Annotated in this window: 30 protein-coding genes; 15 read left to right on the forward strand and 15 right to left on the reverse strand. The window is 61.5% G+C overall.

Annotated features, from left to right (window positions below):
• Window positions 1-139 precede the first annotated feature (139 nt).
• Window positions 140-487: a hypothetical protein gene (locus tag RCH11_RS13920; RefSeq protein ID WP_327057619.1), complete on the reverse strand. Its 348-nt coding sequence runs from the start codon at window positions 485-487 to the stop codon at window positions 140-142.
• An 83-nt stretch (window positions 488-570) separates the two neighbouring features.
• Between RCH11_RS13920 and RCH11_RS13925 the strand changes: the two genes are divergently transcribed.
• Window positions 571-1464 carry an alpha/beta fold hydrolase gene (locus tag RCH11_RS13925; protein WP_327057620.1) on the forward strand — a complete coding sequence of 298 codons (894 nt, stop codon included), beginning with the start codon at window positions 571-573 and terminating at the stop codon, window positions 1462-1464.
• Between the two features lie 67 nt (window positions 1465-1531).
• Here RCH11_RS13925 and RCH11_RS13930 read toward each other — a convergent pair whose 3' ends face one another.
• Window positions 1532-2176, reverse strand: coding sequence for a TetR/AcrR family transcriptional regulator (locus RCH11_RS13930; RefSeq protein ID WP_327057621.1), 645 nt, complete (start codon window positions 2174-2176; stop codon window positions 1532-1534).
• Window positions 2177-2255: 79 nt separating this feature from the next.
• Between RCH11_RS13930 and RCH11_RS13935 the strand changes: the two genes are divergently transcribed.
• The 5 genes from RCH11_RS13935 to RCH11_RS13955 all read left to right on the forward strand — a co-directional run bounded on the left by RCH11_RS13935 (window position 2256) and on the right by RCH11_RS13955 (window position 4795).
• Entirely contained in the window at window positions 2256-2534 is a 279-nt protein-coding gene (locus tag RCH11_RS13935; protein ID WP_327057622.1) for a hypothetical protein, read from the forward strand.
• Between the two features lie 13 nt (window positions 2535-2547).
• Window positions 2548-2835 carry a DUF1905 domain-containing protein gene (locus RCH11_RS13940; RefSeq protein WP_327057623.1) on the forward strand — a complete coding sequence of 96 codons (288 nt, stop codon included), beginning with the start codon at window positions 2548-2550 and terminating at the stop codon, window positions 2833-2835.
• Between the two features lie 228 nt (window positions 2836-3063).
• Window positions 3064-3273, forward strand: a complete 210-nt coding sequence (locus RCH11_RS13945; RefSeq protein WP_327057624.1) for a hypothetical protein — start codon at window positions 3064-3066, stop codon at window positions 3271-3273.
• A gap of 539 nt (window positions 3274-3812) precedes the next feature.
• The gene (locus RCH11_RS13950; protein ID WP_327057732.1) at window positions 3813-4085 is read left to right on the forward strand and encodes a dihydrofolate reductase family protein; all 273 of its coding nucleotides are present in this window, start codon (window positions 3813-3815) and stop codon (window positions 4083-4085) included.
• Between the two features lie 164 nt (window positions 4086-4249).
• Window positions 4250-4795, forward strand: coding sequence for a GNAT family N-acetyltransferase (locus tag RCH11_RS13955; protein ID WP_327057733.1), 546 nt, complete (start codon window positions 4250-4252; stop codon window positions 4793-4795).
• Window positions 4796-4923: 128 nt separating this feature from the next.
• Here the strand turns inward: RCH11_RS13955 and RCH11_RS13960 are convergent, their stop codons facing one another.
• Window positions 4924-5499, reverse strand: coding sequence for a GNAT family N-acetyltransferase (locus RCH11_RS13960; RefSeq protein ID WP_327057625.1), 576 nt, complete (start codon window positions 5497-5499; stop codon window positions 4924-4926).
• A gap of 513 nt (window positions 5500-6012) precedes the next feature.
• Here RCH11_RS13960 and RCH11_RS13965 point away from each other — a divergent pair.
• Window positions 6013-6351, forward strand: coding sequence for a hypothetical protein (locus RCH11_RS13965; RefSeq protein ID WP_327057626.1), 339 nt, complete (start codon window positions 6013-6015; stop codon window positions 6349-6351).
• 8 nt (window positions 6352-6359) lie between these two features.
• On the opposite strand, the gene RCH11_RS13970 is transcribed toward RCH11_RS13965, so the two are convergent.
• The gene (locus RCH11_RS13970) at window positions 6360-6653 is read right to left on the reverse strand and encodes an antibiotic biosynthesis monooxygenase family protein (RefSeq protein ID WP_327057627.1); all 294 of its coding nucleotides are present in this window, start codon (window positions 6651-6653) and stop codon (window positions 6360-6362) included.
• Window positions 6654-7047: 394 nt separating this feature from the next.
• Window positions 7048-7449, reverse strand: a complete 402-nt coding sequence (locus RCH11_RS13975; RefSeq protein ID WP_327057628.1) for a TetR family transcriptional regulator C-terminal domain-containing protein — start codon at window positions 7447-7449, stop codon at window positions 7048-7050.
• A gap of 6 nt (window positions 7450-7455) precedes the next feature.
• Between RCH11_RS13975 and RCH11_RS13980 the strand changes: the two genes are divergently transcribed.
• The gene (locus RCH11_RS13980; RefSeq protein ID WP_327057629.1) at window positions 7456-7821 is read left to right on the forward strand and encodes a VOC family protein; all 366 of its coding nucleotides are present in this window, start codon (window positions 7456-7458) and stop codon (window positions 7819-7821) included.
• 248 nt (window positions 7822-8069) lie between these two features.
• Window positions 8070-8627 (forward strand): MOSC domain-containing protein, encoded by a 558-nt coding sequence (locus RCH11_RS13985; protein ID WP_327057734.1) that lies wholly within the window; start codon window positions 8070-8072, stop codon window positions 8625-8627.
• A 210-nt stretch (window positions 8628-8837) separates the two neighbouring features.
• Here RCH11_RS13985 and RCH11_RS13990 read toward each other — a convergent pair whose 3' ends face one another.
• Window positions 8838-9437, reverse strand: a complete 600-nt coding sequence (locus RCH11_RS13990) for a class I SAM-dependent methyltransferase (protein WP_327057630.1) — start codon at window positions 9435-9437, stop codon at window positions 8838-8840.
• Between the two features lie 127 nt (window positions 9438-9564).
• Here RCH11_RS13990 and RCH11_RS13995 point away from each other — a divergent pair, with 127 nt between their 5' ends.
• The 3 genes from RCH11_RS13995 to RCH11_RS14005 all read left to right on the forward strand — a co-directional run bounded on the left by RCH11_RS13995 (window position 9565) and on the right by RCH11_RS14005 (window position 12014).
• Complete coding sequence (locus tag RCH11_RS13995; RefSeq protein ID WP_327057631.1) at window positions 9565-10056, forward strand: GNAT family N-acetyltransferase; 492 nt, start codon at window positions 9565-9567, stop codon at window positions 10054-10056.
• Between the two features lie 116 nt (window positions 10057-10172).
• Window positions 10173-11225: a S66 family peptidase gene (locus tag RCH11_RS14000; RefSeq protein WP_327057632.1), complete on the forward strand. Its 1053-nt coding sequence runs from the start codon at window positions 10173-10175 to the stop codon at window positions 11223-11225.
• Window positions 11226-11417: 192 nt separating this feature from the next.
• Window positions 11418-12014 (forward strand): class I SAM-dependent methyltransferase, encoded by a 597-nt coding sequence (locus RCH11_RS14005; protein WP_327057633.1) that lies wholly within the window; start codon window positions 11418-11420, stop codon window positions 12012-12014.
• Between the two features lie 194 nt (window positions 12015-12208).
• Here RCH11_RS14005 and RCH11_RS14010 read toward each other — a convergent pair whose 3' ends face one another.
• The 3 genes from RCH11_RS14010 to RCH11_RS14020 are packed head-to-tail and all read right to left on the reverse strand — an operon-like array spanning window position 12209 to window position 14241.
• On the reverse strand, window positions 12209-13039 hold the full coding sequence (locus tag RCH11_RS14010) for an alpha/beta hydrolase (RefSeq protein ID WP_327057634.1): 831 nt from the start codon (window positions 13037-13039) through the stop codon (window positions 12209-12211).
• Window positions 13039-13905, reverse strand: coding sequence for an RNA polymerase sigma factor (locus RCH11_RS14015; RefSeq protein ID WP_327057635.1), 867 nt, complete (start codon window positions 13903-13905; stop codon window positions 13039-13041). The genes RCH11_RS14010 and RCH11_RS14015 overlap by 1 nt, the downstream gene beginning before the upstream one ends.
• Before the next feature lie 3 nt (window positions 13906-13908).
• Complete coding sequence (locus RCH11_RS14020; RefSeq protein WP_327057636.1) at window positions 13909-14241, reverse strand: YciI family protein; 333 nt, start codon at window positions 14239-14241, stop codon at window positions 13909-13911.
• Window positions 14242-14392: 151 nt separating this feature from the next.
• Between RCH11_RS14020 and RCH11_RS14025 the strand changes: the two genes are divergently transcribed.
• A complete protein-coding gene (locus RCH11_RS14025; protein WP_327057637.1) occupies window positions 14393-14683 on the forward strand; it encodes a YciI family protein in 291 nt (96 codons plus the stop codon).
• A 312-nt stretch (window positions 14684-14995) separates the two neighbouring features.
• On the opposite strand, the gene RCH11_RS14030 is transcribed toward RCH11_RS14025, so the two are convergent.
• From RCH11_RS14030 to RCH11_RS14040, 3 genes are all read right to left on the reverse strand, one after another.
• Window positions 14996-15568: a GNAT family N-acetyltransferase gene (locus RCH11_RS14030; protein ID WP_327057638.1), complete on the reverse strand. Its 573-nt coding sequence runs from the start codon at window positions 15566-15568 to the stop codon at window positions 14996-14998.
• 256 nt (window positions 15569-15824) lie between these two features.
• On the reverse strand, window positions 15825-16742 hold the full coding sequence (locus tag RCH11_RS14035; protein WP_327057639.1) for an SDR family oxidoreductase: 918 nt from the start codon (window positions 16740-16742) through the stop codon (window positions 15825-15827).
• On the reverse strand, window positions 16739-17176 hold the full coding sequence (locus RCH11_RS14040) for a nuclear transport factor 2 family protein (protein WP_327057640.1): 438 nt from the start codon (window positions 17174-17176) through the stop codon (window positions 16739-16741). Before RCH11_RS14040 ends, RCH11_RS14035 begins: the two co-directional genes overlap by 4 nt.
• A 104-nt stretch (window positions 17177-17280) precedes the next feature.
• Between RCH11_RS14040 and RCH11_RS14045 the strand changes: the two genes are divergently transcribed.
• Complete coding sequence (locus RCH11_RS14045; RefSeq protein WP_327057641.1) at window positions 17281-17970, forward strand: TetR/AcrR family transcriptional regulator; 690 nt, start codon at window positions 17281-17283, stop codon at window positions 17968-17970.
• 474 nt (window positions 17971-18444) lie between these two features.
• Here RCH11_RS14045 and RCH11_RS14050 read toward each other — a convergent pair whose 3' ends face one another.
• Window positions 18445-18627, reverse strand: a complete 183-nt coding sequence (locus RCH11_RS14050) for a hypothetical protein (RefSeq protein WP_327057642.1) — start codon at window positions 18625-18627, stop codon at window positions 18445-18447.
• Window positions 18628-18996: 369 nt separating this feature from the next.
• On the opposite strand from RCH11_RS14050, the gene RCH11_RS14055 reads away from it, so the two are divergent.
• Complete coding sequence (locus tag RCH11_RS14055) at window positions 18997-19404, forward strand: hypothetical protein (RefSeq protein WP_327057643.1); 408 nt, start codon at window positions 18997-18999, stop codon at window positions 19402-19404.
• Between the two features lie 447 nt (window positions 19405-19851).
• Here the strand turns inward: RCH11_RS14055 and dnaB are convergent, their stop codons facing one another.
• Window positions 19852-21270, reverse strand: coding sequence for a replicative DNA helicase (dnaB, locus tag RCH11_RS14060; protein WP_327057644.1), 1419 nt, complete (start codon window positions 21268-21270; stop codon window positions 19852-19854).
• Between the two features lie 486 nt (window positions 21271-21756).
• Window positions 21757-22209 (reverse strand): 50S ribosomal protein L9, encoded by a 453-nt coding sequence (gene rplI, locus RCH11_RS14065; protein WP_327057645.1) that lies wholly within the window; start codon window positions 22207-22209, stop codon window positions 21757-21759.
• Window positions 22210-22213 lie beyond the last annotated feature (4 nt).

Consider the following 22213-nt stretch of genomic DNA (forward strand, 5'->3'; position numbering starts at 1 on the left):
GTGACGGTTTTCTGTGATCGTTGCGTATCGTCGGATTTCCGGGCTCCCTGGCCCCACATGAGCGACGAAATCTTTGGCGAGGCGGGTACAGAAATATCTCTTGTGACGATCGTGCTTGGCTCTCGGACGCTGGCTATTTTCAGCTTGTCCTGAGGTCTCGGCGGCGGAATCCGGCGACACTGAGAGCGAGCAATACGATCCCGACTGTGCCGAGGGTGCCGGCTGTGCCGAGGGTGCCGAGGTGGGATGGTTGAAGTGGCGAGCTGGGATACTGGCCAATCCACCAAATCGCGGGTAGTGCGTTGATCGCGTCGTCGCAGTCCGCCCAGGTGCGGATCGGAATCTGCGACTTCAATAAGATCCCCGGCTTGGTATGGGACCGATCCAGGGACGGTAGCTTGCTCCGCTCAACGGCCAGCCGACGGTTGGTCGTCGCCGCACTGATCCGCGCCAACAGGGCCGCCTGCGCATCGGTCAGATGGCGCAATCATCCGAAAGTCGAATGCATGCGGGGCGAGTGAGGGGGCACCGCGCAGCGAGAGCCCAACGATGTGTGGCATTCTCGACGCCATGGCAATGACCCGACACCTGATCCCTCTGGCCGTTGGCCGCACCCTCGATGTCTTCATTTCCGGCGAGGATGGTGCGCCCTTGGTGATCGATCTTCCCGGTACGCCCGAGGGCCATCGCCTCAGTGGTGCCCTGGAGGAGGCGGCAGCAGCAACGGGGCTGCGAATCGCCTCGCTCGCGCGGCCCGGCTACGCCGGCTCCACCCGACTGCCCGGCCGAACGGTCGCCGACGTGGTGCCCGATGTTCTGGCGGTGGCCGACTCGCTCGGCTACGAGAGGTTTGCGGTCATGGGTAGCTCCGGTGGCGGGCCGCATGCGCTGGCCTGCGGGGCCCTCGCCGGCGACCGCTGCGTCGCCGTCGCGGTGGTGAGCGGTGTCGGTCCGTGGGCCGCGACAGGGCTCGACTTCCTCGACGGAATGGGAGAGGGCAACGAAATCGAATTCGGCGCCGCGCTCGAGGGAGAAGAACCATTGCGCAAGTTGCTTGTGCTCTGGCGGGCAGAAATCCTGGCGGCGGGAGAGCAGGGCACCTTCGCGTCCCTGCAGAGCGTTCTGAGCCCGCCAGACCAGAAGGTGATGACGGGGGACTTCGCCAGACATATGCATGAGAGCTTCTGTCTTGCGTTGGAGAATGGAGTCGACGGCTGGGGTGACGACGATCTGGCCTTCACGCGTCCGTGGGGTTTCGATCTTGCTCGACTGGCCGGGCCCGTCTTCCTCTGGCAGGGAGAACAGGACCTCATGGTGCCGCCAGCCCACGGTCGCTGGCTTGCCGACGCCATACCGGGATGCCGTGCGCGGCTGTTGCCCGATGACGGCCACCTCACCATGCTCCTGAATCGCCCGGCCGAAATCCTCGCGGATCTCGCTGCCGCGCTCCGCACCCGAGACTGAGACCATCGCGGTGACCGTTCCGCTTGCGGGCGCACGTTCCCGTGTCGGCGGGCGGCGCGGCGTGGAGTCAGCGTGAGGGAGCGTCGCCAAGTACGGCGTATCCGGACAGGAATAGCTGGACTGCCGATGCGGCGGTCGGCGCAGTCTCGTAACCCGCGATGGGAGTGAGTAGCTGGGCGTTCAGTGGCGCTCCGATGGTCAGCCAGGTGAATTGATCTGCTGCTAGCCGTGCGTCGACAATCCTGAGACGACCTTGGCGGTCGAGAGCTCGGAACGCATCGGCTAGGGCACCGATGTTCCTCTCCCAGCTCTCAGCGAGGTAGAGGGCGGCAATAGCAGGATGCCGTGCGGCCTCGCTCGTGACCAGTCGTCGCATTCCCAGCATTTCTGGACTGAGCACCCCGGCCCGGATGGTGCGTGCCAGGTCGACAAGGTCGGCACTAAGGTCTGTGCCGGCCACCAGTTGCGCAAGCGCCGGTCGCATCGCGTCGCGACCGGCCGTGGCCCAATCACTGACGACAGCAGAGAAGAGCGCAGCCTTCGACGGGTGTTCGCGGTAGAGGGACGCCTTGGATATGCGCGCACGCGCCGCGATCTCGTCCATCGTGGTTGCCGCGTAGCCGCACTCAAGGAACAGTGCGCGCGCGACCGCCAAGAGGTCTCCCTCGGTCAGTCCCGCTGGCCGACCGCGCCGCCTCTGCTCCTCACCCATGAGATTAGTTTAGTACTTTTCAGAACTAAATACATCGGATAGGGTTACTTCAGTACGGACCGGTACTGAAAGGGTCGTCATGATCATCATCGGAATTGTTCTCGCCACCATTGCCTCTTTCATCGCCAGCGCGGTCATTTACGCCCTCCCGCCGGTGTCGACATTGATCACGCAGAAAAGCAGGCCCCGCCCGGGAGTGCCCGTGCCTGCGCAGATCGGCTCGGTCGTGCTGCGCAGCCTTCTCACGGCGGGTCTGCTCGCCGGACTGATGGTCGCGGCCAATTGGCACGGCACCCGGGTCGGCGCCCTGCTCGGGCTGTCCCTCGCGATTCTGCCGGCCGTCGGCCTCTTCCTCTGAAACGGAGATCACTATGAACAGCCAGTCAAGCCCGCTCGACATCACCTTCACGGCGGTGCTCGGCAAAGTCCGCGAGGGAGACACCTGGACCTGTGTGCAACTGCCCAACTCGGCGGAGTTATTCAATACCCGGGGGATTGTGAAGGTCGAGGGAACCGTCGACGGTGAACCATTCCGAGGAGCGTTTATGGCTCTCGGCGACGGGACCCACAAGCTCCCGATCGCCGCCGCAATCCGCAAGCGAATCGGCAAGACCGACGGCGACGACGTTTCCATCCACCTCGATCACCGCCTCACCTGAGCGCTGTTTCGACAACCAGCACCGCCCGTAAGCCGTTCCCATGTGTGACCGCATCGGCACCCTCGTACCTCGATCTGCGGGTAACTCGTTAGCTGGCCTCTGGGCTGGGTGAGGAAATCTTTCGATGTTAGCGATGGCGCAGAGGGCCGAACCGTAGCGGATCAAGTTTTTTTGCAGCCGTGGACTGTTGATGATTTGCCGGTACTGGAACGCAGTGACACAAACCGGATGACATCGTTTCTCGGTGGTCCGGAATCCCGTGAGCAGTTGGTGAAACGCCACGCGAAGTTCCTCCGCCTCTGGGACGAAGGCGAGGCGCGCATGTTTACGAGCAGGGCCGACTCTGAGGAGGAACCCGTCGGATCTGTCGGCTTCGCATTCCGTGCAGAGGAGGACTTCGAGTATCCGAAGGAGAATCCGATCAGGGTGAACGCGTAGTCGTTTGATTTGACAGAGCTCCGGGAGGAATACCCACACAAATAACCTCATTGCCCGATCGACCTTCCCATCTGACCCGAATCGGTCATGCTCGGAACGACGACCATTCGCGGCAGTGTGTGTGTCGTTCGCCGTCGGCGCGGTCCCGTGGGTGCTTGCGGGTGAATGCTTCCGGTGGCATAGAGGGGTGGGTTCGGCGCAGGCGCCACCTGCTCGCGTCTACCCCCGTCGGAGGTCTAGTGCGACACATCGTTGTGACTCAGAACATCACGCTTGACGGGGTCGTCGACAACACGCGCTCGTGGTTCGATCCGACGGCTGACACACGGCAGGGACGCGAGCTGGCAGCCACTACTGCTGAGCACGCCGCAGCATCGGACGGCTTTCTGGTTGGGCGGACGACAATTAAGGAGATGCGTGGGTTCTGGACCCAGAAGGTCGATGACAAGATCAGGAGTCACTGACCACCTCAACCGGGTTGCCAAATATGTGGTGTCGAGGACGCTCGACGATCCGGGCTGGGATGGGATGGGACAACGATTCTTCGCGGCGGTAACCACCTCACCCAGGAGATAGAGGAACTTGCCGCCCGAGATGGCCTGGACTTTGTGCTCACCGGGAGCATCTCGCTCAGCCACAATCTCTTCCGTGCGAATCTCGTCGATGAAGTTCGACTGTTCGTCAATCCGCTCGTGCTGGATGACGGTCGGCGGATGTTTCCGCAGGGATGGAATGTCGCAGAACTTGGGCTTGTGGAAGAACGGCGATTCAGCGGAGGCGTCGTTCTGCGTCGCTACCTTTTGCGCCATTAGCTGCGCAAACTCCCCCTGGCCTCAACCATCCCACGATGTCGCAGCCTCCTCCCTCGGACGGTACATGACATAGGTTGCGCATCGTTGGCGGGTAATGAGGGTGATCGGCTGTCAGGCTTAATCGCTGAGTTGGTGCAGATGAGGGGTGTGATGTGTTTTCGACGGTGATAGCTGATGGTGTAGAGCTTCATCCTCTGGAGGTGTGGCATGCCGTGGAGTTCGCGGCTCATCTTGAGAGGGCTCGGGAGCAGATCCGACCGTGGGTCGGGCCAACGTTCGTCACGGATACTGTTGATGGCGCCCGCGCTACCCTCCGCCGCTACGCGGACGCGAGCGCGGCGGACGGTGCTCGAATGTACGGAATTTGGGATGGCGAGAGTCTGGTCGGCGGGGTCATGTTTGTCACTTTCGACGCAGCCTGGGGTATCTGCGAAGTTGGTTGCTGGCTCGAGCCCGGAGCCGAAGGACGAGGGGTAGTCACCCGATCGGGTGCAGCCCTACTCGACTGGGCCTTTGTGACTCGAGGTATGGTTCGCGCCAAGTGGCACTGCCGAACCGACAATGACAGAAGCATCGCCATCGCCCACCGCCTCGGCATGCATTCCGACGGGGTTCTTCGCAGCAGCTGGGTCTACGACGGGCGCCGGTACGACAAGCAGGTCTTCTCGTTACTCCACACCGAATGGCCAGGCTCCGACGCCGGCCGGTGAGGTACCGCCAGCCGAATGTTACCCGCCCGTGTCAGAGCCCCCAGAAAAGTTCGCCCACGGAATCATTGATTTCTGACCTCACGCGCGTCGGAGTGGTGCGAATCTGCTCGTCTTCGGCGGTGACTGAGTTACCGGATGATGGTGGCGAGGTCGATGTGCATGACCGGTCGGCTCGGGTATGTGCGGCCGATCTCGTGGAACCCGACCGTTGTGAACATGGCCGAGGTGCCAGTAAAGAGCGCTGAACCCGATGCCGTCGATGATTGGAGTTTGTCGACGTCGACCGGGTGCCCCTCGAGCGCCGATGCGCCGTTCTCGCGCGCATATTTCACCGCGGCAGTGAGCAAGGTTGTTCCGACCCCAGTGCCACGATACTCAGGTCGGACTGCGAAGCAGGCTACCCACCAGGCGCTGTCGTCCTCGTCGAGGACTCGGCGCAGAGCTCGGTTGTTGAGGACACCGGCGAGGGTATTTCGGGGTACGACACGGGTCCACCCGGCAGGGTTGCCATCGACGTAGGCGAGAAGTCCGATCGGGATGGCGGCGGTTTCGACCTCGTGTTGGAGTGCGACCCGATTGTTGGATGTTGTGTGCGCGCAGAATCGCTGGCACCAACACGAGTCGGGGTTTGATGCCCGGCTTCCGAAGGCGGCGACGACATCATCCCACCGGTCCTGCGTCGCAGGGTGAATGAGGACGCTCACACCGCTGTCCCCTTTCGCCGTACCGCCCCCAAATTTCAGAGTTCGATAGAAGGTACCGCACCGATCCAGGACGCAAACATTCGGATAGCCGGCCAGGCCGGAGGGATCTGTCGCGCTTGTCGTCCGGTCTGCGGGCGCTGAGAGACCAGTGATTGCTGTCCCATGACTTATGTCAGGGCGCAATGATGACAGAGGGGATGCCGCTGCATTCTTGGTGCCGGCGAGGATTGACTGTATGAACAGTGCTTCGATCCGAACCGCCAGGTGCCTCGCAGCCCAGGCGCGATACGTGCCCGACGATCTGGGTTGCTCACCATGGCCGTATTCACCGGCGCTTGGTCGATACTGGGGTTAGTCAGTAGGGTTCTGCCGTTGCAGATCACAGCGGGTGTGCTGATCGTCGCGGCGCTTTACTTCTTGATCCGAAGTACACGAGTTGGAGCGTCCGCCCGGGCCGACCGGATCCAGCCCCGTCAAGCCAGCCAAGCACCGGCACCTTCAGATTCACGATTCGTGATCGCGGTCGTGGCCGAGACTGTGGCCATAGTTGCGATGGTGGTTGTGATGCTCCAATTGCACCTGCCCCAGTATGTTGTTCCCCTTGTTGCCGTGATCGTGGGCGCCCACTTCTTCATCTTCATTCGGCGTGGCGATCGCGTGGTGCACCTCATTGCGGGCATCGCCGGGGTCGCCGTTGGCCTGCTTGGTGTTGCGCTGACTGCCAGTGCGATGCTGGAACCGGTGGTGGCGCGCGGCATTGTGGGCTGCAGTTTCGCGGTCATCACCACCTACTACGGCTGCTACTTCCTTACCTGGCGATACACCGAGACGGACAATGGAGAAACCCGGTAAAGGTGCGGCTAGAGCTTGATGGTTTCAAAGTGCTCCACGACGGGAAACGGGCTGTAGAAGTGGTGCAAGAGTGTGCGCCAGACCGCGTAGCTCTCTGATTGCCGAAAGCCCTCGGTGTGGTCCTCGAGAGCGTTCCAGCGAACAAGCAGTAGATAGGTGTTGCGCGACTCGATCGAGCGCGATAGCGATAGCTCTTGGAAGCCTGGCGCTGAGGCGATAAGCGGACGCGCTTCGCGAAATGCGGCTTCGAAGTCCTCCTCCCTCCCGGGAAGTACCGGCAGAAGCGCGTGTTCGGTGATCATCGCCCAAGTCTGGCAGGGGAATCGAGAAAATCCTCGGCCGAGAATACCGTCCGTTTTCATTCCTCAGTGACACAGTTCGCGCGGCACGCAGCCACGGAAGCATTTGCGGTCGAGTGCGTCCCTGAACGTGCACCGCGCGCATGTCGTCATCGTCCGGAATGGAGTCTGCCTTTCAGTTTGTTACAGAGAAATGGCAGGCTGACAACATGAGCACTGCAGTAGATGATGATGGGTCCGAGTTCGATCCTCTCGCTGGAATACGCCCTGGACTGAAATGATGAGCGGATCGTAGCCTGCACTGTGCCCGGAAGACCTCTCTTGAGGAACCCCGCACGGATCCGCGGATTACCCGGCCGCATGCACCGATCGCAGGCGACTCCGCACTAGGTACTGGTCAGCAGTTTCCGACAATGCGCGCAAGCTCTTTCTCGAGAATGACGGTTGCCCAGGCGCTGTCGTTGGCCAGTGGTTCCATGAGTAGGTGAATGGCAAGGCCATCGAGGACGGCGCGCAAATGGCGCGCCCGTTCTATCAGTTCGGGGTCGCTGGGCCTGCAGGCCAACTTTTCGGTCAGTCGGAGGCAGGCGTTCCCAAGTTCTTCGTAAGCGCGATTTCTGATGCAAACAAGTTGCGGCAGTGCAGGACTTTCCGCAATCAGCGCGATGTTGACCTCGAGTTCCGCGCGACTATCAGCGGTAAGAGGCAAGAAGTTTTTCAGGACCTCCAGCACGTACTCCGCCGGGGTTTCTGATGAGGTAGCGCGAGGGTGGCGCAACGCCAAGCGTGGTCTCAGCATGATCCGATGATTGGAAGCTTCGAGTCGATCATCATCGATCGTCCTGACCCTCGTGCGCTAGCCCGCTTCTACTCCGAGCTTCTCGGAGCGGAGATCGTCGGCTGTGATCACGACCGGACGGAACTTGTCCCACCCGGTAGCCCCCGCCCGCTTCTCGCATTTCAGCGCGTGGACGACTACAACCCTCCGCGGTGGCCGAGTCAGGACCTGCCCCAGCTGATGCATATCGACGTCAAGACCGATGACTTTGATATCGCCGAGGCCGCTGTCTTGGCGTTGGGTGCAACGAAGACGGGGTCAGATTCGCCGACGTTCAGGAACTATCTTGACCCGGCTGGGCATCCGTTCTGCCTCATCAAACCCGAGGGCTGACGAGCGCCCCTCCTCACAATCGAGCTTGGGACGACTATTCCTGGCGACCCCGGTCACCTCGTACACGACCGCACAGGCAGCTCCTACCTCGGACGCCGATCGGCCGGTCCGCATTTCGACTGGCCTGCAGAGGTTCCCGCGCGGGCGGCGCGTTGAGGATAGCGTTTTGCGTTTCAGCACAGGACATCCTTTGTTCGTCGCCACGCTGTAGAGACATTGGTTTGGTGAAGGTGAGTGAGAATCGTTCTATGGCCTCCAGTAACCTGTCTGCGTCGGTGATAGCCGTGAGCCGGGATTCCCAGCATCTATTTAGCAAGCCTGTTGTTGATGAGATCGTTCTGATCGAAGGATGGGGCATTGAGGGTGATGCGCATGCAGGCGTGACTGTTCAGCACCGTTCGCGGGTTGCGCGCGACCCGACTCAGCCAAACCTTCGGCAGGTGCATCTCATCCATGCCGAACTGTTCGATGAGTTGGAGTCCGCTGGATATCAGGTTGAAGCAGGTCAAATGGGTGAAAACGTGACGACGCGCGGTCTTGACCTGCTCGCGCTGCCCACGGACACCTTGCTTCATCTTGGTAGTGACGCAGTTGTCCGCGTCACGGGGCTTCGTAACCCGTGCCAGCAGATCAATGGGTTCGAGTCCGGACTTCTCCGAGAAGTCCTCGGACGCACGGAAGATGGCACCGTGGAACGTAAGGGCGGCGTCATGGCCGTCGTCATCGCCGGAGGAACCGTCTATGCCGGCGACGAGATTCGAGTGGAGGTTCCGAAGGGCATCTCGCTTCCGCTCGCACCCGTCTAGACGGGATCTTTCAACCTCTATTTCAACGCCAGGTGCAGGTTCCGCTCTGACTCGAGCTCAAGAGTCGGACGCATCGGGCCCGTTGAAGGTACCCGAGTGACACCTGGTTGGTGAACTCGGCTGTTTGGTGGCTAGACCGTCAATCTGGCGCGTGAGCAGTCGGGCCTTCGTCCTCTGCATGGCGTTGCGGTTGCCAGTCGTCGGGGAGTATCAGACCGTTCCACTGACCCGCGCGATTACTCGGTGCACGACCTTGCCTGAGGACGCGCTGACCACTTCCTCATCCAGCAGCACTTCCGCCCCAGCGAGGGCCGTCATGACGGCCGAACCATCAAACGCGACGTACAGCCTGCCCGCATCGTCTCGCCGATCGGATCCCTGGGTGACACGCCAACTCAGAAAGAGCGTTCCCGTGGGGATAAGGAGGCTGAGCATTCGGGCGACGGAGGGCCCGACTTCAGCATCGGGTAGGTGCATGATGACCGTCTCGCACAGCACGTTTGTGAACGATGCGTTCATGACTTCGTCGAGTCCCGGCAACAGTCGGCATTCGAAATTCACCTCGGGATGGCGCCTGCGCGCCTGGGCCAAGAGTCCCTGCGACGCATCGAATCCCGTGGTCGGGAAGCCGTGCATTGAGAGCCATGCGCTGTCGCGACCGCTGCCGCACCCCACATCTGCAGTGGGGCCTGGCGTGAAGTGCTCCGATAGCAGCGCATATAAATCTGTCGGGGCGTCCTGCTCCTGCTCCCACTCATCGGCGTAACTGGCGGCATCGGCGTCGTACGCCGCAATCGTCTGGGAATCCATGCCGCCAGTCTGCGCCCTGTCTGGATCGATCAATCTCAAGAGTGGACCGACCGTGATTGCGGCCGCGATGCCTGCAACAAAGACAGCTATGCGGCACGCTCGGCGGTAGGTCAGTACCGTTGAGGGGATGAAGATCGAACTACGGATTCTGTCTCCCGACGATTGGCAGTTGTGGCGCTCGGTGAGGCTCGCCGCCCTGGCTGAAGCGCCGGATGCCTTCGGCTCGCGGTTGAAGGACTGGACCGACGCAGCGGAGGACCGCTGGCGTGAGCGTCTGACAATTCCGGGAGCGGTCGATCTTGTTGCTATTGAGACCGAGACCAACGCACCGGTCGGCATGGTCACTGGTACTCCCGATCTACTAGACTGCGGTCGCGCCCAAATCATTTCCCTGTGGGTCGACCCGGCAGCCCGGGGGCATGGCGTCGCGACCACGCTCATCACGGCCGTAGCTCACTGGGCGGCGAGAGAAGGCGCACGAACTCTCACCCTGTCCGTGATGTCGAACAACGATGCTGCCCGACTCACTTACGAGCGCAACGGGTTCACTGCGTCGCCGGAACCAGGCGACGTGCTGCCGGATGGCAGGCGAGAACTAATAATGGTGCGCAGCCTTTAGCGGCAGCGTGACTCTCACGCGCACAGTTACGAGCGACGGCGGAGTATCCGAATGACATTCCGTTTGCGGGCGATCTGTATTTGGGTGGAACGCCGATCCTTTGATTCAATGACTGGATGACACTGCGCACATTCACTCACGTCCCCAAGGCCACTGCCGGCGATCGAGTCGCGATCCTATCCCCGGCGTTTGCGGCTCCAGCGGTGTCTGAGGCTGTTCACGAGCAGGCGATGCGACGCCTCACAGAAACTACTGGGCTGGTGCCGGTTGAGTATCCAACGACACGGCAGCTCGGTGCGAGCGCCAAGGCACGAGCTGCCGATATTGAGGCGGCGTTCGCTGATCCGAGTATTCGCGCGGTTCTGGCAACGATCGGAGGTGATGATCAGATCACCGTCATCCCACACATCGACACCGACATTCTTGCCTCAAACCCAAAACCGTTCCTCGGATACAGTGACAACACAAACCTGCACAACCTCCTCTGGAACCTCGGAGTGCCCAGCTACTACGGTGGCTCAGCTCAAGTCCACCTCGGACCAGGCCCGCACCTCGATGACGTGCATCTGGCTTCACTGCGCGCGGCGCTGCTTGACGGAGGCGTTATCGACCTCACCGATCCGGGCGAGTCCGAAGACTTCGGAATCCCGTGGACGGATCGCCGCGCTCTCAACGAATTCGGTATTCGTGAACCGACCGAACCGTGGGCGTGGGCGGGCGCAAACACGGTGGCCGAAGGCCCGACCTGGGGCGGATGCATCGAAGTCATTGATCAGATCGCTCTCGCAAACCGGATGCCCGACGTGACCGACCTGGACGGAGCGATTCTCCTCCTCGAAACGAGCGAGGAACTCCCCAATACCGACGCAGTGAAGCGTTGGGTGCGTGCCCTGGGCGAGCGAGGAGTTCTCGAAGCCGTCGCCGGTGTTCTCGTCGCCCGGCCACCCGTCAGCGAAATAAATTCAGCCGTCCCGATAGCGAACGAACGCGCTCGACTGCGGGCAGTTCAACGCGACACCATCATCGAGCAAGTCGCCCGATACAACCCCGACGCTGTGATCTGTGTCGGAGTGCCATTCGGACACACCAGACCGCAGTGGATCGTCCCGCACGGAAACACGATCCGGCTCGACGGCATCGCCCGCACAGTCAGCGCCGACTACAGCTGAAGTCGACGCACTTCACTTCTCACCGTCCGCCGCACAATCGACGGTGGCGACTTCACGCTCACTCCGTTGACGCCCCGCAAGGGGCCCCCTGTGACACATCGTTGGCACGGTCGGTAGTTGGGCCATGTGGCCCGAGAACTGCCACGCTTGCTGTCCGGCTTGTGGGTCGATGGCCGGTGGAATAATGACGGCATGATTTCGGATGCTGAACAGCTGTGGGATGGCTATGCGAACGACTTCGATGAAGAAGCCGATCACGGCCTTCGGGACCCCCAGGTGCGTGCCGCGTGGCAGGCGCTTTTGGCGCCGCTGCTTCCGGAGCAGCCTGCGCGGATTGCCGATCTCGGTTGCGGAACCGGAAGCCTTGCTGTTCTTCTCGCCGAACAGGGCAATACGGTTTCAGGTCTCGACATTTCCGGCAACATGATTCGGGTGGCCCGTTCAAAAGCGCAGGAAGCGGGTGTCAGCATTGACTTTGGGCAGGGTGATGCGGCCGTCCCACCGTTTGCACCGGCATCCTTCGACGTCGTTCTGGCTCGACATGTCTTGTGGGTGTTCGAAGATCCAGACGCCGTCTTGCAACGCTGGCTGAATTTGCTCGCCCCCAATGGTCGCTTGATCCTCATTGAAGGCCGATGGTCGACCGGTGCTGGGTTGAGGGCGAGCGAATGCCGCTCCCTGGTGCTGCGACACCGAGCCGAGGCAGAGCTGCAGCATCTGACTGAGAACACGCAGCTGTGGGGCAGGACAGTGGACGATGACCGCTATCTGATCCTCAGTCCCAGCTGACAAGAGCCCCCACCCGCAAACCGATTCCGGGCCTCGATGTTCCGCTCACCGTCCGACTTACGAGCGGTTAGTCGCCCGCAGTCGATTGCCAATCTGGAATCCTCGGTTACCGACGAAATCAGTCGTGCTCTCATTCACCTTCGAATGTCTGCAAAATTTTGGTTGGGTCGAATTGAAAGGCGCAAGGGGGCATCTCAGTCCATTTGTGCCCGTTGCCGCAACCAGTCCATAGCCAAAATGCTTGCGTTCAGGATTGCGACGTGGCCGTCTCGTGGCCGGGTCCAGAGTTCGGCGTCGGGAAGATTTTCGAGGAGCCACTGGGCGTGGGAAGGAGGGATGATGCGGTCATCGCCACCGTGTGCGAGGAGCACGGGTATCCGGACGCCTGACAGATCAACGCCCCATGGTTTCACGAAGGCAAGGTCGTCAGCGATCAGCCCCTCGGGGCCAGCTGTCATCGCGGCCCCGGCGTCTGCGTTGAGTGAGGTCCACTCCGATTTCAGAGCGGCGTAGTCACGCGAATTGAAACTGTCTTCATCGAAGGAGGAAGTTCGTTCGAAGATTACGCGGGCATCCTCTCCGGTTTGCGCCGCACGCAGGGACGGCCCACCGCCTGCCATTCCGGCGAACCAGTTGAAGTCTGTCGTGAAGGGCGCGAGACTCGCGAACGTTGCGGCGGCCCACACCCTGTTACCCAGGATCGCTGCGCAGGCCAGGGCGTGTGGCCCGCCTCCCGAAGCGCCCATGACCGCGATCTGCTCGATACCCATCGCGTTGATGAGTTGCTCGACGTCGGCTGCAGCGTTGGTGACGGTGCGACCGGGTTGAGCTGACGAGCCTCCGTAACTTGGTCGTGCGTACGAGATCCAGCGGATGCCGCGCAGCGCAGCGGCTCGCAGATGCGGTTCGAGGGCAGCTCCGGTTTGTGGCGAGCCGTGGTGCCAGACGACGGTTAGGGGAGCGTGAACTCCGTTGGTGCTGTCGTGAACGTCCAGCGTTCGCCCGTCCGTCAGGGTGATGCGCATCAGCGTCTCGTTTCTGCCAGGCGTTTGCCCAGGTAGCGTTTCTCGGCCTCTGATGGGGCCAGTTGAAGTGCTTTCTCATATTCGATTACTGCTTCGATCCTTCGACCCATTCTGCGCAGCAGGTCGGCGCGTATCGCCGGGAGTAGGTAGTAGTAGTCGTCTATGCCCCGAGAGGTGACGAGCGCGTCGATAAGGCGTAGGCCGACTTCTGGTCCTTGGGACATGGCCACCGCGACCGCGCGACTGAGCTCCACTACCGGGGAGGGATCGATGACGGCGAGAACGTCGTACAGTTCGGCGATGCGCGCGAAGTTAGTGCGTGCAGCATCCGAAGCCTCGAGGTGGCAGGCGGCAATGCTGGCCTGCAGCCCATACCGGCCTGCGCGCGGTACCAGCGACCGAAGGATCGTGAGGACCTCGATGATGGCATCCCGGTCCCACAACGATCTGTCTTGCTCTTCGAGGGTGACGACATCTCCGACAGCGTCGGTGCGAGCTGCGGTACGCGCATGCTGCAGCAACATCAGGGCAAGGAGCGCAAGAACCACACCGTCGCGCCGTTCCGGCATGAGGTGGGGCGGTGGCACACGGTAGGGGATGCCGGCGTGCTTAATCTTTGCCCTGGCACGCACGAGTCTTTTGTCCATCGCTGGCTCGGTCACGAGAAGGGCACGCGCGATCTGCGCGGGTGTGAGGCCCGCTACCGTGCGCAGCGTCAGGGCAACGCGATCATCCATCGAAAGTGCGGGGTGGCAGCAGGTGAAAATGAGACGGAGACGATCATCGATATCTCCGTGAGCGTCCGGATCGGGCTCGACCGGTTCGTACGTTTCGACGGCAACCCGCCGAAGCGCGCGCGATGGCATCCGCTACTCGATCGGCCACATCGGCCGGATCTCGATCTGACCGAGCTGGGCCATCGGATGCCTCGCCGCGATCTCAATCGCCGCGTCGAGGTCGCCGCACTCGATCACGTCATATCCCGCGATCCACTCCGTAGTTTCAGCGAACGGTGCAGCAGTGACGCTGAGCTGCCCGCCCCCCATCTTCACCGTCGTCGCATCGTTAGCTGGGCGCAGACGGTCGCCGTGACGTCTGGTGCCCCCCTCAGTGGTTTCGGCTACCCATTCTTCGATGGAGTGGGCGGACGGTTCGGTTGTCGGCGCCGTCGAGTCTGTGCAGATGAACAGCATGTATTCCATAAGTCGATCCTTCGCTTGTCGTTGTGTGAATTCGACGTACCGGATGAGCGCTTCAGGACACCGCGCCACAACACGGTGCCCTCTTAGTCTTTCGCTTTACGTAGCTGTAGGGAACGCATCACTGATGGAGTTGCTATGCGAGTAGCTGATTTTGATCCACACCAATGCAGCCAGCGACCTTGCGATCCGAAACGAAGCCCTCGCTGAGTTCGAAGCCGCCCACGGCGCCGTTATCGGCGAGCTCTCAACCACCGGTGAGTTGATCGAGACGCACGAGCTAACAGTCCCTGGCGCGAAAGTGGTTCACTCTAACGGCGGTCTTTCGATAACCGATGGACCATTCGCGGAAACCACCGAATGGATAAGCGGGTACGACATCATCGACGTCGCAAGCGAAGAACGCGCGATCGAGATTGCTGCACGCCTCGTTGAAGCCCGCTGAACGGCGGTAAAAATACGCGCACTCATTTTGCCGCCGCTGTAGCGACGCAAAAACGTTCTCCTGCTCTATCTGTGGGTGGTTTTTGGATTTGTCCTCCCGGGAAGCACGCGTCAATACCTCCGTCATCCCGCATGAGGTCAGTCAAGTACGTCTCGATCACCTCGTAGATCGAACGGCTGTCCAAGTCGTCTTCAGGTCGATCCAAGAGGAGGGGCCACGCCTCGTAAGACTCGCTGAGGCTGAGAGCTGTTGTGCAGTGTCTTGTTGAAGGTCCCCTTGCGAAGCGGACTCGGTAGCAAGTGTGAGCATGTATTAGCTGGTGAGCCTCGCTTGGAGGCCGGCTCGTACATCGGACCACTCCGGTCGAAGTATTGAGAAGTACGCGGTGTCGCCCCTGCTGCCGTCAGCAGCAACCCTGTGGGAGCGTAGGACCGCTTCCGGTACCCCACCGAGACGCTGGATCGCCGCCGCACTGCGCGCGTTCCTGGCATCGCAACGCAAGCCGACACGATATAAATCCAGCGTGTCGAACGAATAACTGAGCAGTAACCACTTCGCTGCGGGATTGGTGCGACCTCCCCAGTAATCTCTGCCATACCAGGTGCTCCCGATCTCGGCCCGTTTCTGCCCCACGGATAGGTCGTACAAGCTCGTCGTTCCAAGAACCTTGCCGTCGGTATCGTCCACAACGGCGAACGCAAGCGCATCTGCTTCCCGCACTTGGGCCGCAATATGCGCCGAGTATTCGCCGGCATCTCGAGGGCGAGCGGATGTCATGCCAGCCCACATGCCATCATCCGTCAGGGCGCTAAGCGCCTCCGCATGATCGATTCGCAACGGGTCGAGCCGAATTCCGTAACCGATGAGTCGGACGTCGTGATCCATGCCAATACCTCTTCGCTGTCGCTAATCAACGCCATCCTGGCAGAATGGAAGACAGGGGAATCCACGGCCCCCGTGTCATTGCCACCCGAGGACTTGCTTTCAAACGCCGCAACGAACGTCCGCGGAGCGCACTACGGAACCGCAAGGAGGTTCCCCAGCGACACCTCACCGGCGCACTCGGCGCAGAGTAGGACTGCCCCATCATCTGTCGCGTCGACCGTCCCTGATGCGGACAGGGCGGGTTGCCTGATCGCCCTCAGATTCGGTCAGCCCGTCCATCGGCCGCGTGGAAATTGCGAAGGGCTTCCGCGGGCGAGGTGCAGGGCAGGTCGGGGAAGCGGGCGCGGGTGCCATTGACGCCGGGAGGAAATGTCATGTCGGATTGGTCCATCACGAGTGCGGCTCGCGCTTGTCTGCCCAGTTCGGGGCGCAGCCGTCCGACTGTGGCGACCATGGCCTGGAGAGCGGCGCGCGGGATATGCCGGGGACCGTCTGAGCCGCCGCGGAGCGCGATCACCATGCGCGCCAATTCGTCGAACGTGAGGTTCTCCGGTCCGCCGATCTCCAGCGTCTGGCCGCGAGTTGTCTGATCCAGTGCGACGCGCTCCACCAGTGCGGCGACGTCACGGACCGAGACGAAGTTGATCGGGTTCTGTCCGCGACCGAAAACCAGCGGACGGTTCGATCGCCCAGCCGTGTTAGCGAGAAGGTCGATCCACAACTCGAGAAAAGCCGTGCTTCGCACGACAGTAGAGGGAACCGCACTGGCAGCCAAGGAGGTCTCGGCCGCGTACTTCATCCGAAACAATTCGAAAGGGCTGTCCGGTGCGGCACCCACGATCGACATAAGTACCAGCTCGGCGCCTGCCGCTTGGGCGGCTTTGATCAGGTGCGTGTTGCCGTCCCGGTCGACTGTCGTCGGCGAAACGCCTCCCGGTCCCGCGAAGCCGTGCACTGCCGACACCACGGTATCGACGCCTTCGGCAGCGGTCATGGTGCCGACCGGATCGCGGACATCACCGGTTACTACCTCAATTCGTTCGCCGGCCAAATGTGCGGCGCGCTTCGGATCACGCGTCATCACTCGCACCTCAACCCCGCGAGCAGCAAGGGCGTTGACGACGAGCGTGCCCAATCGTCCGGTGCCTCCCGCGATCAGCACCCGGGAGATCATGATGCCGTCCCTGTGCCGACCTGACGCTGCACTGCAGCCTTGACGTCTCCGCTGGCCTCCTCGACCGGCTCAAGAAAGAAACGGGCCGAAACGATCAGCCCACCAGCGATACCGAAAACAATCACCCCTCGCATCAGATGCGCGGTGCCGTCCCGCCGGGTGCCGCGGTGCTCCCACTCGGTCCACACCATGGTGCCCGACACGGCCGAGGCGAGAATCTCAGTCGAGATGTCAGGTATCGCCGCCAGGATCTGCGTCCAGTTACGTCGCACCTGTTTATTACCGACGAAACTGCGCGCCGGATGTGCCGGTGTTTCATTTCGATAGTCGGAAGCGAAGCAGGCGACGATCGCGTCTAAATCGTGCGAGTTGGTCACGGCCCGCAACCGCTGAACCACCGCGCTCGGATCTGTTTCATTTCCCAGCAAAGACATGACGCCTCCGATCCAAGACCAACACCGGCGCGGCTATATCTTTCATGAAACCGTGCGAGTTGATGATCTTATCTGTTCCAGTAGACTAGATTGATTCTATAACAATGGAGTCGATATTGGATACTGTCAAGCCCCGCCGCTATGACGCCAGCCGCCGGCGCGAACAGGCGCGCCTCAACCGCGAAGCAATCGTCGCCGCCGCGCGGCAACGATTCCTGGACGCCGGCTTCACCGCGACGACGATCGCGACGATCGCCGCTGATTCTGGCGCGACAGCCGACACGATCTACAAGTCCTTCGGAGGAAAGGCAGGGCTCCTGCGTGCGATCTGCGAGGACGCCCTCAGGGGTGAAGGCCCTATCCAAGCCGAACGTCGCTCCGACGCGATGCAGGCCTCCGAGGCCGACCCGCGAAGGATGCTGCGCGGACTTGGCACGCTCACCACAGAGGTCGCACCTCGGATCGCACCGCTGCTCCTGCTGCTGTCGACCGCGGCCGAGGCCGATCCAGCGATGGCTCAATTGCGTGCCGACTTCGACGCGGCACGTCTGGCCCGGATGACCCACGTGGCTCAAATCCTCGCAAGCAAGACTCAGTTGCGCCCGGGTCTCTCGGTCGAGGAGGCAGCCGAGATCATGTGGGCTTACAGCTCGCCCGAGCTCTACGGCCTCTTGGTCCTTACCCGCGGTTGGCGTGCCGAACGGTACGGCGAGTTCGTTGGCGAATCGCTCGTCGACGCGCTGCTGGGGGAACGCGACACCGACGCCGGCACCGAACGTCCCCACCGGATTTGACCGCGACCAGTGCCGCGGCCCCCACAGACGCACGAAGCAAAGTCATCAGACCACCCAAGGCATTTGTGAAGCACGAGCATCCCTAGCGGAATCCACGGAAGACTATTTCCAGTGATTGTTCCGCTTACAGGCGATGCTGAAACGTATTCTGTCCTCGTCGATGAGGCTCGCAGATCTTGAGCAATCGCTGACGAGCTAAAAAGTCAGAAACCATTTATGACGGTTACGATCAGTCCAGCAACTGGCCGCACGCCATAAAGCCATAGAAATCGGATTGGACGGGGCCACCACCGGGGGATCTCCAGCACGATGGCTTTACGGCGTTGGTCCCGTCGTCGTTGGCGAGCTGCGGCCCGAGTTTCGCCACTTCGGTCCTTATCGCTGTGTTTGCCGACACGCAAAGCGTATTCGCCAGGCGAAGTTGCGACGGTCCCCTGGGGTCGCAGCGCCAGCGAGAATCAGTGCCCTCTCATCTCAATCGTCCTTGGGTGCGAGGAGGCGTCGGCGCCGCTTTTGGATGGCCAATGATCCCATCCCGCCGATGAAGATCGTCGAGATCTGCAACACATCGCTGAGGGGCTTTGCCCAAGGCTCATCGATAGTTTCCCTGAGCGTCGCGCAGGCGGCGATGAGGACCACGGCGACAACCGCGAGCATCGCGTATGCCCACCAAACCCACCGTCAAGGATTGCCCCATCGCATTCGAGAACACTATTCGATTGGTGCCCAAGTCGGAGAGCTGACTTACTGAACCGTCTGTAAGTCTTTTCCTTGCGGCTTTTTTTCGGGTGAAAGGACATGATTCGCGCCGAGGAAGTACTGCTGGAGGTTCCCCGAGTGACACGCCGCTGGAAGGCTTGACCGCACCTTGAAAGGTAGCGGAAGTTGTCGCGGTCACCTTCCCAAGTGAGTCAGCAACGGCGTCAACATTGACTGAAAACCGTCACCGCAGTACACACCCAAGAAGTAAGCGTCAGGCGTGCACAACACCGAACAAACCCTCCGCATCGCGATCGGTGAACTGAAATGACTGTGTCATCGAGCTACGTGCTGATCCGGTGGCCAGTCACTAATGGTCGACTATCCCTGCGCGCTTGGATCGTCGTCGGCGTCTGCCAAAAGCAGCGCTACGGTTACCAGCTGACCAACACCAACGAGATGATCTTCACGTTCTGGCAAGCCTTCGCCGAGTGTTTCACCCGGGACTTCCTCCCAGCCGATTTCCTCCACGCGCTGTGCGGGCGGTGGATGAGCACCGAGCTACCCGAACACACACCGTTCCGCAGGGATGCATTCGTAGGCCGGCTAAAGGCAGCGGTGACCACCATCACAGCAACGATCATCGCTCGCTCTGGGCGAGCCGGCCCCCGAGTGGATCCGCACCAGATCTGGCGATCCGAAGGATCCCTGGGCGCCTCCTACGAGCGACTATGACATCCCCGTAGACCAGGATCAAGTACCGTCCGCGTTCCTCTCGCGCGGCATCCTGATTGAGGCGGCGACCCTGGAGAGTGTGTAATGGCCAACGTCGGACTGGACCGCGACGACCGGCATCCCGGCGACAAGCGCTGATAATTTCACCGCCGCGCTGATTCCCTGATAAAACAATCGGCTCCTTCGCTCCCCGCACACTGCTACAAAGGAGGAGCGCCCAGCTGAACACCGGACCATCGAACCTACTGCGTACCGACAAATTCCGCCCCTTGCAGCGCACGCGGGACGTCGGTCTGCGACGCCTGCGGTACTCACCGCGGCTACGCGAGCGGGCTCTCGAGCAGGCCGTAACACTGTGCCAAGTGTTTGAGCACCAGCGGTCGCATGACTCCGGTTGTCCACCGTGCAGGACGCGCCGATGACCATGAGGCCTCCTATTGACAAATCTCAGGCAGGAGCCATGTCCTGAAAACGCGAAAAGTGTCCCTGGAAAGCTACAGTGATCGTTTTGGTTGGCCCATTACGGTGCTTGGCCACAATGAGGTCGGCCTCGCCGGGGCGAGTGCTCTCCTTCTCGTAGGCACTGTCGCGGTGCAGGAGGATCACCATGTCCGCATCCTGCTCAAGCGATCCGGATTCGCGAAGGTCGGAGAGCGCCGGCATCTTGTCGGAGCGCTGCTCGGGACCACGGTTGAGCTGGGACAGGGCGATCACGGGAACCTGCAGTTCTTTCGCAAGCAGCTTGAGCGCGCGCGAGAATTCGCTCACCTCCTGCTGCCGGGACTCGACCTTCTTGCCAGAGGTCATGAGCTGCAGGTAGTCGATGATCACCATCTTGAGGCCGACTTTCTGCTTGAGACGACGGCACTTGGCGCGGATCTCTACCAGGGTCATATTGGGACTGTCATCGATATAGAGCGGCGCATCATTGATCTGCCCGCGGGTCGACGCGATTTTCGTCCAGTCCTCGGTGTGCAGCGTGCCCTTGCGCATGCTCTGCAGCGGCACGGCGGCCTCGGCGGAGAGTAGGCGCATCGCGATCTCCGAGCGCCCCATTTCCAGCGAGAAGAAGATCGAGGGCATGTCGTGCTTGATGGATGCGGCGCGCGCGAAGTCCAGCGCGAGCGTCGACTTACCGAGCGCCGGTCGGGCCGCGACGATGATGAGCTGACCGCCGTGCAGTCCGTTGGTGAGTTCGTCGAGTTCGGCGAAGCCGGTGGGCACGCCGGTCATTGAGCCGTCGCGACCGCGGGCCGCCTCGATCTCGTCGATCGCGGTGGTGACCGCAACGGTGAGCGGAACGAAGTCTTCGGCCTCAACCCCGCCCATCACGCCATAGATCTCGGCCTGGGCGTTGTTGACCAGGTCGACGACCTCACCCTCGCTCGCGTATCCCATCTGCACGATGCGGGTACCAGCCTCGACCAGTCGGCGAAGCACCGCCTTCTCGGCGACGATCGTGGAATAGAACCCCGCGTTCGCTGCTGTTGGAACGATACCGGTGAGAGTGTGCAGGTATTCCGCGCCACCGGCACGAACCAGCTCGCCGGTCTTCGTGAGTTCATCGGTGACCGCGATCACGTCGGTCGGCTCACCGTGGGCGTAAAGCGAGAGGATCGCGTCGAAGATGATCTCGTGCTTTGGCATGTAGAAGTCGACCGCCCGCACAGACTCGATGACGTCGGCCACCGCATCCTTGCTCAGCAGCATGCCGCCGATGGCGCTCTGCTCGGCGAGGAGGTCGTAGGGCGGGGTGCGGTCGGAACCGCGCTGGCCTGATTCGCGCAGTCCGGAATCGCGCGGTCCTGAATCACGAAGTGTTCCGTCGCCCTGGTTTGGCGCAAGACCCAGACGGGCTATCGACATCGTTCGCGCCACTCTTTCTTCTCGCTCTGTGTGCTTTCAGTTCTACCGAAAGCATCCGACATCCACCCCCGGGAGCCGTTGCGTCACTCGATTGCTCGCGACGCACTGCTACACACTAGGGATGCACTCCAAGGTCGGCAAGCCCGCGTCGGTGACCGCACGGTCAGCCTGTGGATAAAAGTGTTAGTAGATCGGGTGAAACGCCGCGCGTCGTGTGAACAACCTGTGGAATTTACTGGGGATAACTATCGGATTTTAGCCAATATTCATGATCTGACCTGCGGTTTATCAAACTTCATGCTATGTGTAAAAACATGTTTAGAGTGCCGGTTGAGGGTTGGGAACACCGGACGAGTGGTTGTGTACAACGGAGCCGGTCACAGCCCGTAATTGGTCAGTGAATTGACACGCAAAGAGGGGGTAGCAGAAGGCAAATGTCTTCTGCTACCCCCTCCGGGACAGCGATGCTACCGTGTTGTGGGAGTACTACTTTGCGGCGATCACCGTGAGGGTGATCGTGGCGACGAGGTCGTCACGCAGTCGCACCGTTGCCTCGTGCTGGCCCGTGGCCTTGATCGGGGAGGAGATCTCGATCTTGCGCTTGTCGACGGCACCGAGGCCAGCAGCCGCTACGGCTTCGGCAACATCCGTCGTCTTCACCGAGCCGAACAGGCGTCCACCCTCGCCAGCCTTGACGGTCAGCTTGACGGTGGTGGCCTCGAGCTTCGCCTTGAGGTCCTGGGCTTCTTCGATCGTGGCGTGCTCGCGAGCGACGCGGGCGGCCTTGATCGACTCGACCTGCTTCTCCCCGCCCCGGGTCCACGCAACTGCGAAGCCCTGGGGGATGAGGAAGTTGCGGCCGTAGCCGGTCTTGACGTCGATGACGTCTCCGGGGGCACCGAGGCCGGTGACCTCGTGCGTGAGAATCAATTTAGACATGTTC

Origin of the sequence: Glaciihabitans sp. GrIS 2.15 (assembly GCF_035984695.1) — a bacterium.
Lineage (GTDB): Bacteria > Actinomycetota > Actinomycetes > Actinomycetales > Microbacteriaceae > Lacisediminihabitans.